The following is a 12,579-nucleotide window of genomic DNA, read 5'->3' as shown; positions in this document are numbered from 1 at the left end:
AACTACCGCAGCACCTTTTCCGACGCTACTGCCTACATGTTCCTTCGATACTCCCCACCCACGTCATACAACGCATGGCTGATCTGCCCCAGGCTATGCGTCTTCACCGCTTCCATCAGCGCTTCGAACACGTTCCGCCGCTCCCGCGCGGCGTTCTGAAGATACGCCAGACCGTGCCCGTCGTGGACCATCGGCGCCTGTTCGTCGGCATCGGCCTGATGGGCGTGTGAGGTCTCGCCCTTCGGCGCGAGGGCGTTGCGGCCTTGCTGCCAGTTGCGGACGTTCTCGATCTGCTGGCCCTTCTCTTCTTCGGTGCTGCGGATCAGCTCGATCTCGGTGGCGATCTCGCCGGCGTGTTCCTTGGGCAGGAACATGTTCACGCCCACCAGGGGCAACGAGCCGTCGTGCTTCTTGTGCTCGTAGTACATGGACTCTTCCTGGATCTTGCCGCGCTGGTACATGGTGTCCATGGCGCCCAGCACGCCGCCGCGCTCGCTGATGGCTTCGAACTCCTTGTAGACGGCCTCTTCCACGATGTCGGTGAGGTAGTCGACGGCGAAGCTGCCCTGCCAGGGGTTCTCGATGAAGTTGAGCCCCATCTCCTTGTTGATGATCATCTGAATGGCCACGGCGCGGCGCACGCTTTCTTCGGTGGGCGTGGTGATGGCCTCGTCGTAGGCGTTGGTGTGCAGGCTGTTGCAGTTGTCGAACAGGGCGTAGAGCGCCTGCAAGGTGGTGCGGATGTCGTTGAACTGGATCTCCTGCGCGTGCAGGGACCGGCCGCTGGTCTGGATGTGGTACTTCATCATCTGGCTGCGTTCGTTGGCGCCGTAGCGCTCACGCATGGCGCGCGCCCAGATGCGGCGGGCGACGCGGCCGATGACGGTGTATTCCGGGTCCATGCCGTTGGAGAAGAAGAAGGACAGGTTGGGCGCGAAGTCGTCCACGCGCATGCCGCGCGCGAGGTAGTACTCGACGATGGTGAAGCCGTTGCTCAGGGTGAAAGCGAGCTGGCTGATCGGGTTCGCGCCGGCTTCGGCGATGTGATAGCCGGAGATGCTGACCGAGTAGAAATTGCGGACCTTGCGATCGACGAAATACTGCTGGATATCGCCCATCATCCGCAACGCGAACTCGGTGCTGAAGATGCAGGTGTTCTGGGCCTGGTCCTCTTTGAGGATGTCGGCCTGCACGGTGCCGCGCACGGTGGCGAGGGTGCGTGCCTTGATGTCGGCGTAGGTGTCGGCGTCCACCATCTGGTCGCCGGAGACGCCCAGCAGGCCCAGGCCCAGGCCGTCATTGGTGGGCGGCAGCTCGCCGTGATAGCGCGGGCGCTCGCGGCCTTCGAAGAGTTTGGCGAGACGGCTTTCCGCCTCCTGCCAGCGGGCGTCGTCCGCCTTGAGGTACTTCTCCACCTGCTGGTCGATGGCGCAGTTCATGAACATCGCCAGGATCATCGGCGCGGGGCCGTTGATGGTCATCGACACCGACGTAGTGGGCGCACACAGGTCGAAGCCGGAATAGAGCTTCTTCATGTCGTCGAGCGTGGGGATGTTGACGCCCGAGTTGCCGATCTTGCCGTAGATGTCCGGGCGCGGCGCGGGGTCTTCGCCGTACAGGGTGACGCTGTCGAAGGCGGTGGACAGGCGCGCGGCCGGCTGGCCGACGGAGAGGTAATGGAAGCGGCGGTTGGTGCGCTCGGGCGTGCCCTCGCCCGCGAACATGCGGATCGGGTCTTCGCCGGTGCGGCGGTACGGGTACACGCCGCCGGTGTAGGGATAGCTGCCCGGCAGGTTTTCCTTGCCCAGGAAGGTCAGCAGCTCGCCCCAGCTCTTGTAGGTGGGCGCGGCGATCTTGGGGATCTTCTGGTGGCTCAGCGAGTCGCGGTAGTTGTCGACCTTGATCGACTTGTCGCGCACCTGGTACTCGGTGAATTCGTCGGTGATGGACTTCAGGCGCTGCGGCCAGTCGCGCAGGAGTTTCAGCGATTCGCTGCTGAGCGCCTGGATGGCGTCGTTGTAGCGCTGGCGCAGGGTGAGGAGGGAGCGGTCGACGGGGGTGGCTGCGAAGGCCCCTCCCTCACCCGCACCTGCGGCTCGACCTCTCCCGGAGGGAGAGGTGCTGAGTTCGCGCGCGGTGTTGGGGTCAGGCGCGGTGCCGGCCTGGACGGGGTCGGCGGGGACTGCGGGGGATGGGCTGTCGACGACGGCGGCAGGCGCAACGCCACCCGCGCCGTTGACGGGCGCAGGCGCGGCGGCACGCTCGGGCGCGACGTCATCGGAGTGGTAGAGATCGAGCGCCTTCGGCAGCTGGGCGTCGCCCAGTTCCTGCAGCGCCTGCCACATGGCCTGGGCGCGATCGGCGGCTTCGGCCTGGCGCTCGATGTCGCTGTTGATGCGGCGGCCGGATTCGGCGATCTCGGCCAGATAGCGCACGCGCGCGCCGGGGATCAGCACGGTGGCGCGCGGTTCCTTGAGCGAGGTGTCGAGGCCGGGCTGGAAGCTGCACTGGCCTGCGTTGCCGGCGCCGGTCTTCTCGCGCAGCAGGCGGCACAGGTTGTCGAACATCCAGGTCACGCCCGGATCGTTGAACTGGCTGGCGATGGTGGGATACACCGGCACGTCGGCATCGGCGGTCTGGAACGCGACGCGGTTGCGCTTCCACTGCTTGCGGATATCGCGCAGGGCGTCCTCGGCGCCGCGCTTGTCGTACTTGTTGAGGACGATCAGCTCGGCGTAATCGATCATGTCGATCTTCTCGAGCTGGCTGGCCGCGCCGTAGTCGCTGGTCATGACGTACATCGGGAAATCGACGAGATCGACGATCTCCGAATCCGACTGGCCGATACCGGCGGTTTCCACGATCACCAGGTCATAGGCGAGGCTCTTGAGGAAGCCGATGCAGTCCTTGAGCACCGCATTGGTGGCGACGTTCTGGCGACGCGTGGCCATCGAGCGCATGTAGACGCGATGGCTGCGCAGCGAGTTCATGCGGATGCGGTCGCCGAGCAGCGCGCCGCCGCTGCGACGACGCGTGGGATCGACCGAGATCACCGCGATGCGCATCTGCGGGAAGCTGGCGAGAAAGCGATTGAGCAGTTCGTCGGTGACCGAGGACTTGCCCGCGCCGCCGGTGCCGGTGATGCCGATGACCGGCGTCTTGCCGCCGGCCAGCTGCCAAGTCTTGCGCAGTTTGGCGAGTTCGTTCTCGCCGATGCTGCCGTCCTCGAGCGCGGACAGCACGCGGCCCAGGCCGATTTCGTCGTCGATGTCGGGCGCGTGGCTGGAATCGTCACGGACAGCGGCATCGCGCGCGGTCGCGGCGCGGTTGACGACGTCCTCGATCATTTCGACGAGGCCCATCTTCATGCCGTCGTTCGGGTGATAGATGCGCTCCACGCCGTAGCCCTGCAGCTCGCGGATTTCCTCCGGCGTGATCGTGCCGCCACCGCCACCGAACACGCGGATATGGCCGGCGCCGCGTTCTTTCAGCATGTCGACCATGTACTTGAAGTATTCGACGTGCCCACCCTGATAGCTCGACAGCGCGATGCCGTCGGCGTCTTCCTGCAGCGCCGCACGCACCACGTCCTCGACGCTGCGGTTGTGGCCCAGATGGATGACCTCCGCGCCCTGCGACTGGATGAGCCGCCGCATGATGTTGATGGCCGCGTCGTGCCCGTCGAACAGGCTGGCGGCAGTAACGAAGCGCAGCGGGGAAGATTCGGGCTGACGGTCGGGAAGCTGGTTGGCCGGCGTGCTCATGGCGCGCTCCTGCGGGGACAAAAGATGCGTCGATTGTAGCGGTGGCCGGGGAGCTGTTTCGGCTGAAAATATGCTGCGGTGCGGCATTTTTCGGGGTTTGTGGGGTGTTCGGCTGGTCGGGCTGGAGCGCAGAGTCGCTGGGCCCCGGCGTGCGCCGGGGCGACGGGTCTTGAGGTCGCCTACTTTGCCCTGTGAGCGTGGCGCACAAAATCAAAATGGATCCCAGCTTTCGCTGGGATGACGGCTTCGCACTGGGGATCTTCAGCCGTCGCCCCAGCGAACGCTGGGGCCCATTTTGATCTTCTTGATCTTCAGCTCGCGCCGGGGCGCCGCGCCCTCGGAACGTGCGATCGTTCGTAGGAGCACCCTCACTGCATCGGCATGCGGCCAGGTATCAGCTAATCGCGGTATCGGCAAAACCCAAAAACCATCCCGTCGCCCCGGCGCACGCCTGGGCCCAGCGCCTTCCGCACGGACATGGGGCGCCGCCACCCTTGCCTGCTCTCGACAGCATCAGGCGCAGCATCCAGATCCGCCTCTCGGAGCGTCCCCATGACCCCACTCGACAAGCCCCTCAAGCGCGAAGTCCGTATCGGCGAAGACGCCTACTCGCTCACCATCGATCCCGATGGCCTGAAGCTCGTTCCCAAGGGAAAACGCAAGGGCCTCGAGCTGCGCTGGACCGATCTGGTCAGCGGCGATGCCGCATTGGCGACCGCGTTGCAGGCTTCTCTCGACACGCCCTGATCCACCCGCCTCAGAACAACCCGGCCTGCGCCGGCGGATAGACGAGATTCGCGCCCGCGGGCCGCGCGTCCGGATGCATCACGTGTGGCTGCACCTTGCCGATATCGAGAATGTGGCAGACCTCGACACCGCGATGGGTCAGCAGATCGGCGATCAGGCGCCGGTGGCAGCCCCACCACAACGCCTCGGCGCACATCAGCGCGGTGCGGTGTTGCGCGGCGACGGGGAGCGTCTGCGACAGACCGTCCGCGAACTCGTCGCTGGTCATGTGATCGGCATAGCCCTGGAACGCGGCACTGCGCCAGGCGCCGTTCGGCGAGTTGGGCTGCGCGCGGCGACGACCGCCGAGCTGCGGGAGCCAGTGGTAGTCGATGTGCGATGCCGACAACTGCTCGGCCATCGTTTCGCTCGCGAACCACGGATAGCGGCGCGACCCGGGAAACCGCCGCACGTCGACGATGGCCTCGATGCGCCAGTGGATGAGCAGTGCGAGGAAATCGTCCCAGGACCGCGTCGAGTGACCGATGGTCCAGAGGGTGTCGGCGTTGGGGCGTGGAAAGGGACTGGGCACGGCGAGGGAGATCTTTTGCGGGTGTGCCATTTGACTCGACGATATGTTTGGCGGGCGTCAGTCAGATGAGCTGCGATGGCCGACGTACATTGATCGACGTCGAACAAATCTTCCTGCTTCTTGACGCGAACGCCGTGCGCCGATGCATCTGCACACAAAGATCAAAATGGGCCCCAGCTTCCGCTGGGGCGACGGCTTAAGCGGAAGACTGCCGCTTTGGCCCGTCATCCCAGCGAAAGCTGGGATCCATTCTGACTTTCGCGCAGTGTGCGGCGCTACCGGGGCACGCAGACCTCACACCGTCATCCAATCGCACGCGAAAAAACCTTTCGACAGCTGAAGGATTGGTCATCCAGTTGATCTTCGCTCTGAAGGCTCAAGCGCCAGATAACCACCTCTCACCCCGCCCCACGGCGGCTCTCAACAGACGCATGTCTGGTCACGCCGGGCCCCAGAGAGTCGTGCACCGGGTCAGACCGCCCGAATCACCCCCGTCCCACCGGCTCCAACGCCTCACTCAACCGCGCCCGGCAATCCGCCAGCCCTGATTCCGACCGGTGAATCCGCACCGGCGCCGTGGTGCTGCGCTCGCCTAGGATCCTGCATAGCGTGGCCTGCAGCGTCGCGGGGTCATCGTCGAAGCCGCCGTGGCTCGTCGACGCACTGCCATCCGCCGCATGCGTGGGATCGCCCTGCACCGGGGCCTGGATCCAGTCGAGCTTGCCGGTCGCCAGCAGGTCGCGGATCGCGCTGTTCGATTCGATGAAGCGCGCCATGCCCAGCAGCGGTGTGCCGTTGCGGTGCTCGCGGCGTACCCAGCTGCGGGCGCGTTCCTCGAACGCGTGGGCGACGAGGTACAGCAGCGACTTGTTGTAGACGCGGGCGCAGTGGTCGTCCTGTTCGGCGCGATCGCTCAGGGTGAACAGCCCGGCGTGCGCGATCGTCCCCGAAGCGAGCGCGGGCGCGAAGCTCTGTTCGAACAGCGCCATCGTCATCGCCGGTGCCCACAGATTGAGGCTGGCGATGCGTTGGCCGATACCCTGCATGCTCGCGGCTGGGCCGGTGGACACGAGACCGTCGGCCGTGAGCAGTTGCGCCAGCGGCGCGAGCAGAATCGAGCCGGCGCTGTGGCCGACGAGATGCAGTTCGACGCCCGGATCGGCCTGCATCCATTCGCCGAGCAGGCGCGCCACCTGCGCGGCGCCGCCGGCTTCGGTGAGCTGATCGCCGTTGCGGATGACGGCCGTCGTCGCGAGCAGCGCGTTCTCCTTCATCTCGTTCCACATCGCCTTGCCGCCGAGCGCGCGCGCCAGCGGTTCGATGGTGTCGTCGATGCGGTCCAGCAGCACGCCCTTGGCCTTGTCCATCAGGCCTTCGCTGCGCGGGCGCACCGCATCGCGAAGGATGTTGCCGAGCGTGCTCCAGAAGTCCGTCTTCCAGACGAAGCACAGCGGATAGATCTGCTGCGGCAGCATCAACTCGCGCAGATCGGCGACGCGCTGGATCGCGGCCTGCTCCGGCACGAGGCCGCCGTGCGCGTAGAGCATCACGCGCTTCTTCGGCCAGTCCTGCGTGATGCGCGGCAGATCCTCGCGGATGAGATTGCGCACCGCGTCCTGGCTGGTGCCGAAGCGACCGCTGGTGCGCAGGCGGCCGTCGTTGCCGAGGCTCACGATGTGCGGGCGCAGGTCGGCCTGCGAGTAGCCGTTCGACTGCCGCGCCAGCGCCGAGTTGCTGGCGGCCACGGCCTGCACGCGCTGCAGGCGCACCGGCACGGCGAGGCGCGCGACCCAGACATCGGTGCCGCGCTGCAGCCATTCGTCGTAGCTGATCCATCCGAAACCGCGCTTGCCCCAGCCGGTGCCCCAGGAGTTCTGGATCCAGAAACCGTCGCGGTCGTAGCCGACGATCGCGAACGCGTGGTAGCCGGCGATCGGCTGCTCGGTCCACTCGATGACACCAGATGCCGGCGGCGTCATCCAGTCGGCATGCACGGCGGCCGAGGCGTAGAGCACGCCGACTTCCGCGAACGCGGCGTGCATCGCCACGAGGTCCTTGTGGTTGACGCGGTAGTAGGCCCCGAGCGGATGTTCCTGCGCGGCGCGCGCGCGTTCTTCGGTGTAGACCTCGTGCAGCGGGCCTGCGGCATCGGGCCAGCAATCTTCGGCGCAGACGCCGTGGCGGTGCCAGCCCTTCATCGCGCCCCGGCAGCTGGAGCCGTCGTAGTCCTCGCCTTCCCACTCGTCGTAGCGGCGGGCCATGTCGTAGAGCATGCGCGTGCTCATGCGCAGCGTGACCGGGTCGGGCCGGCGGCGGCGCAGCAAGGTGTGCGCGACTGTCGCCAGACCGTAGGCGGTGCAGGCGCCCTCCTCGCCCTGGTCGAGCACCGGCACGCGCAGTGCGACGAATCGCGACAGCGGCATCTCGCTGGGCACATCGACCAGCGTGGGTTCGAACATGCGGTCGCGGAAGTCCGCGGTGTCGGGACGTGCATCGAGCAGACGCGGGGTGATCGCCTTGCGCGCCGCGCTGCGCGTGGTCTTCCTGGTTGCCATGAAGCCTCCGTGGTTCGCAGATATCGAACGCGCCCGGGCCTGCCGGGCGGACAGCGACGGATCCCCCGCCGCAGTGTGCAACGGATCAATGACGGTCGCGATGGCGTCCAGGCTGCGCCGTCACGGTCGCAACCGCCGCGACGGGGTGTGCGAAGGCGCGCAGGCGGCGCATCTGCGATGCTTGTCCGGATGACCTCGAGCCCTTGCACATGAAGAAGCGCGTCAAGAAGCTGATCGGCTGGGGGCTGTTCACCCTGCTGGTGATGGCGGTGAGCAGCATCTTCGTGGCCGACCACCTGTTGCCGCCGGCGACCGGCAGGCCGAGCCAGACGCTGCCCCTGTCCGATGACGCCACGCCGCTGGACCGCGAACTGGCGCCGCTCCTGGCGCGCCACGCCGGCAAGACCGGCGCGATCATGCTGCCCGACGGCGTGGACGCCTACGCCGCCCGCGCGATCTCCGCCCGCCAGGCCGGGCGCAGTCTCGATCTGCAGTACTACATCTGGCACGACGACCTGACCGGCCGGATGCTCGCCAACGAAGCCTGGAAGGCCGCCGAGCGCGGGGTGCGCGTGCGCATCCTGCTCGACGACATGGGCATCGGAAAAATGGACGCCACGCTGCTGGCGATGGACTCGCACGAGAACATCGAGCTGCGCGTCTACAACCCGTTCCGCAACCGCACCGGCGTGATGCGCCTGCTGGAAATGGTGCAGCGCGCCTGGGGCGTGAACCACCGCATGCACAACAAGGCGTGGATCGCCGACGGGCGTGTGGCGGTGGTCGGCGGGCGCAACGTGGGCGTGGAGTATTTCAGCGCGGCCGAGGAGTTCAATTTCCACGACCTCGACATGGTGCTGTTCGGCCCGGCCGTGGCGGATGCGAGCGCGATCTTCGACGACTTCTGGAACAGCGAAGCGGCGATTCCGATCGAGGCGCTCAACCGAAAGCCCAAATCGACGATCCGCGCGGTGCTGGCACAGATCCAGGAAGAAGCGGGCAGCGCGGAAGCACGCCGGTATCTGGACGCGATGGAACTCTCCCCAAGCGTGCGCGGCTATTTCTCGCAGGCCCTGACGCCGATCTGGAGCGAGGACATCCAGATCCTGTCCGACCCGCCGATCAAATGGCGCGGCGACGATCGCGAGGACTGGCTGGTCGAACGTCTGGTCGGCGATATCGTCGAGGCTGACCGGTCCGCGCTGCTGATCTCGCCCTACTTCGTCCCCGGCGTGCAGGGCACCCAGGGACTCGTCCACCTCGCCCAGCGCGGCGTGCACGTGTCGGTGGTGACGAACTCGCTGGCGGCGAACGACGTGGTCGCCGTGCACGGTGGCTACGTGCGCTACCGCACGACGCTGCTCGAAGGCGGCGTGCATCTGTTCGAAGCCCGCAGCCAGGCGGAAGCGAAAGCCGCGAGCAGCCTGTTCGGCAGCAGCGGCGCCAGCCTGCACACCAAGGCGATCCTGGTCGACGGGCGGCGCGGCTTCGTCGGCTCGTTCAACCTCGACCCGCGCTCGGCCAATCTCAACACCGAGATGGGCGTGCTGTTCGACGACCCCGCACTGGGCGCCGCCCTGTTCGAGGAATACCGGCACCTGACCGCGCCCGGCATGAGCTACTGGGTCTACCTCAACGGCGAAGGCGACACGCGCTGGCTCGACCGCGCCGAAGACCCGCCCGTCCCCCTGAAGCGGGAGCCCGACAGCACCCGTCTGCAACGCGTGAGCGCGAGCGTGGTGCGCTGGCTGCCGATCGAGTCGCAGCTGTAGCGCTCGCCCCTGCCGCTTGAAGCCCTCCCCCGCTTGCGGGGGAGGGTTGGGTGGGGGCGAACCGTCAGGCTATGCGAGCCGCAGACAGGCGAGTTGGAAGGACATCGTCTTCCTGTAAGGGCGTCGCCTTTTTGCGCTCGTCATCCCGGCGAACGCCGGAAAGGCTCTACAACAGCGCGTAGCGCTGGTCATCCAGTGACTTGATAGCCGGTTGCAGCAGCCGAGCGGTGTTTGAATAAGGCGGCAAGGCTGCCCGCAGATTCGTGAGGTCAGCAGAGTGAAAGCCGCTGGATGACCAGCGCTACGCGCTGTTGTAGAGCCTTTCCGGCCTTCGCCGGGATGACGGCTCCAAGCACATCGCGACCCAGACGGCTTTGCAGTCAACCAGATCTTTAGCGAGCCGAGCGGACAACGCCCAACCCCCCGCAACCACTTGATCCTGAAGCCCTTCCGACCCGGCAGTTGCACCTTCAACCAATTGCCCGGACAGGGGCGTAAAATGCCGCGGTCACTCACACCCTGCGGCCCTGCCGGACCCATCCGGTCGCCTAGACCGACCCGCACAGCCCCCACGCCGCCTCCTGCCACCAGACGTCGGGCCCAACGCCCGTGACGGAGTTTTGAATGATTTTCGAGCACCTCGACACCTACGGCCACGAGCAGGTCGTGTTCTGCCACAACAAGGACGTGGGTCTGAAGGCGATCATCGCGATCCACAACACCGTGCTGGGTCCGGCGCTGGGCGGCACCCGCATGTGGCCGTACGACTCCGAGCAGGACGCGCTCAACGACGTGCTGCGCCTGTCGCGCGGCATGACTTACAAGAACGCGGTCGCCGGCCTGAATCTCGGCGGCGGCAAGGCCGTGATCATCGGTGACCCGGCCGCCGACAAGTCGGAAGGCCTGTTCCGCGCGTTCGGCCAGTTCGTCGAGTCGCTGGGCGGCCGTTACATCACCGCCGAGGACGTCGGCATCGACGTCAACGACATGGAACTCGTCTATCGCGAGACCCAGTTCGTCACCGGCGTGCACCAGGTCCACGGTGGTTCGGGCGATCCGTCGCCGTTCACCGCCTACGGCACGATGCAGGGCCTGCTGGCCTCGCTCAACCGCAAGTTCGGCAACGAGGACGTGGGCAACTACAGCTACGCCGTGCAGGGCCTGGGCCATGTCGGCATCGAGTTCGTGAAGCTGCTGTCCGAGCGCGGCGCGAAGGTGTTCGTCACCGACATCAACAAGGATCGCGTGGCACGTGCGGTCGGCGAATACGGCGCCGAGGCCGTGGGCCTGGACGAGATCTACGATGTCGACGCCGATGTCTACTCGCCGTGCGCGCTGGGCGGCACGGTCAACGAGAAGACGCTGCCGCGCCTGAAGGCCAAGATCATCTGCGGCGCGGCGAACAACCAGCTCGCCAACAACGCGATCGGCGACGAAGTGGAGAAGCGCGGCATCCTCTACGCGCCCGACTACGCGGTCAACGCGGGTGGCGTGATGAACATCTCGCTGGAAATCGACGGCTACAACCGCGAACGCGCGATGCGCATGATGCGCACGATCTACCACAACCTGACGCGCATCTTCGAGATCTCCGAGCGCGACGGCGTGCCGACCTACATGGCCGCCGACCGGCTCGCCGAGGAACGCATCGAGACCATGGGCAAGCTGAAGCTGCCGCTGGGCCGCGCCCAGCCCCGCTTCCAGGGCCGCGTACGCGGCGGCTGATCCGGCCGCCCCGCAGCTGTCATGAAAACGCCACCTTCGGGTGGCGTTTTTCTTGGCGGGACGCGTGTGGCTTGCCGGATCTGGCGATGTCGACCCGCGCATACGCTGCATCACAATCGCCGGTGTAGCCTGACGCGCCGGCGTCGCGCGACGCCATCCTTCCGGAGAGTTCGATGCTGCGTTCGTCCCGTTCCCGCGTCCTCGTCGTCGCCATTGCCGCGTTGCTTGCACCCGCGTTCGTGTCCGCCCAGCAGTATGACTACGAGCGGCAAGAGACGTGGCAGTACCCCGCGTCGCTGGGCCAGTCGCCGATCGACATCCAACGTACCGTCGCAACCGAAGGCGACATGGAAGAAGCCCAGGCGATCGAACTGCGCGACACCGAAGCCGCGCTGCGCGTCGTCGACAACGGCCATTCGGTCGAAGTGGAAGCGCACGGCCCTGACGCGCTGATCCGCGGACGCCATTTCGAACTGATGCAATTCCACTTCCACGCCGCGAGCGAACACACGATCGACGGCGAATCGTTCCCGCTCGAAGGCCACTTCGTGTTCAAGGCGAAGGACGGCCGTCTCGCTGTGGTCGGCGTGATGTACCGCGAAGGCGACGCCAACAAACTCGCCGGCGAAGTGCTGGAAGCGCTCGGCGATGCACGCGAAGGCGAGATCGAACGCGAAGACATCGCGATCATGCTGCCGCGCGACAAGAGCTATCACCACTACTTGGGCTCGCTCACCACCCCGCCGCTGACCGAGAACGTCGAGTGGTATGTGCTCGACACGCCTGTGACGCTGTCGGCCACCCAGATCGCCGGCTTCAATGCCCGCTACAGCCACAACAACCGCAAGGTCCAGCCGCTCAACGAACGTCCGCTGATCCATTACGCCGCGCATTGAGTGCTGGCGCGCTCATGCGCGGCCTCGCCCTTCCCGCTCAGCACCCCTCCCTCTGGGAGAGGTCGACGCGCGAGGCGCGCCGGGTGAGGGATGGAGAAGGAAAGAGAATACGTAGGTTGCGCCTGCGATCGATCGTGAAAACTGCATCGGCAAGATCGCCAGCGAAAGTCACGAGGCTGGTGGCTCGCTTGCCCTCACCCGACGCGCGGCGCGCGTCGACCTCTCCCAAAGGGAGAGGTGCTGCAAAAATTCCGTGTGCAGCAATACTTCCGCAGCATCGCACCCTCAAAGAAAAGGCCACCCGGAGGTGGCCCTTTCTCGGCGCAATTGGAACTAAAACCCCACCGCAACCCGCATCGACGCCATCCGGTCGCTCCCCCGCGGACCGAAGCGCTGATCGACACCCAGCAGCATCCGCGCACGCGGCGTCAGCCAGGATTCGAAGCCGAGACCCACGAGCCCACCCGAGCGCGCCGGTGCGAATCCTGCGATCGGCGCCCACGCCTCGATACCGGTGAAGCTCGCCTGCAGATCGAATCCGCTCGACGA

General features: G+C 66.3%; 8 protein-coding genes. 4 read left to right on the top strand and 4 right to left on the bottom strand.

Features of this window, described 5'->3' with window-relative positions; genetic code table 11:
- Positions 1-32 precede the first annotated feature (32 nt).
- Positions 33-3,764, bottom strand: a complete 3,732-nt coding sequence (locus tag AC3A5T_RS08640; RefSeq protein ID WP_487628210.1) for a methylmalonyl-CoA mutase family protein — start codon at positions 3,762-3,764, stop codon at positions 33-35.
- A gap of 552 nt (positions 3,765-4,316) precedes the next feature.
- Between AC3A5T_RS08640 and AC3A5T_RS08635 the strand changes: the two genes are divergently transcribed.
- Positions 4,317-4,511: a hypothetical protein gene (locus AC3A5T_RS08635; RefSeq protein ID WP_232135723.1), complete on the top strand. Its 195-nt coding sequence runs from the start codon at positions 4,317-4,319 to the stop codon at positions 4,509-4,511.
- A 10-nt stretch (positions 4,512-4,521) separates the two neighbouring features.
- Here AC3A5T_RS08635 and AC3A5T_RS08630 read toward each other — a convergent pair whose 3' ends face one another.
- Complete coding sequence (locus AC3A5T_RS08630; protein WP_487628209.1) at positions 4,522-5,082, bottom strand: DUF488 domain-containing protein; 561 nt, start codon at positions 5,080-5,082, stop codon at positions 4,522-4,524.
- A 485-nt stretch (positions 5,083-5,567) separates the two neighbouring features.
- On the bottom strand, positions 5,568-7,637 hold the full coding sequence (locus tag AC3A5T_RS08625; RefSeq protein WP_487628208.1) for a C1 family peptidase: 2,070 nt from the start codon (positions 7,635-7,637) through the stop codon (positions 5,568-5,570).
- Positions 7,638-7,846: 209 nt separating this feature from the next.
- On the opposite strand from AC3A5T_RS08625, the gene AC3A5T_RS08620 reads away from it, so the two are divergent.
- The 3 genes from AC3A5T_RS08620 (at position 7,847) to AC3A5T_RS08610 (ending at position 12,030) form a co-directional block, all read left to right on the top strand.
- Positions 7,847-9,409: a phospholipase D family protein gene (locus AC3A5T_RS08620; RefSeq protein WP_487628207.1), complete on the top strand. Its 1,563-nt coding sequence runs from the start codon at positions 7,847-7,849 to the stop codon at positions 9,407-9,409.
- A 624-nt stretch (positions 9,410-10,033) separates the two neighbouring features.
- Positions 10,034-11,134, top strand: coding sequence for a Glu/Leu/Phe/Val dehydrogenase dimerization domain-containing protein (locus AC3A5T_RS08615; RefSeq protein ID WP_232135726.1), 1,101 nt, complete (start codon positions 10,034-10,036; stop codon positions 11,132-11,134).
- Between the two features lie 173 nt (positions 11,135-11,307).
- Positions 11,308-12,030: a carbonic anhydrase gene (locus AC3A5T_RS08610; RefSeq protein WP_487628206.1), complete on the top strand. Its 723-nt coding sequence runs from the start codon at positions 11,308-11,310 to the stop codon at positions 12,028-12,030.
- Positions 12,031-12,363: 333 nt separating this feature from the next.
- On the opposite strand, the gene AC3A5T_RS08605 is transcribed toward AC3A5T_RS08610, so the two are convergent.
- The coding region (locus AC3A5T_RS08605) for a hypothetical protein (protein ID WP_487628205.1) at positions 12,364-12,579 on the bottom strand (216 nt) is incomplete at its 5' end.

The sequence above is a fragment of the Luteimonas sp. Soil_C_16 genome, assembly GCF_057657295.1.
The sequence above is the reverse complement of the archived record's forward strand: the minus strand, read 5'-3'. Positions and strand labels throughout refer to the sequence as shown.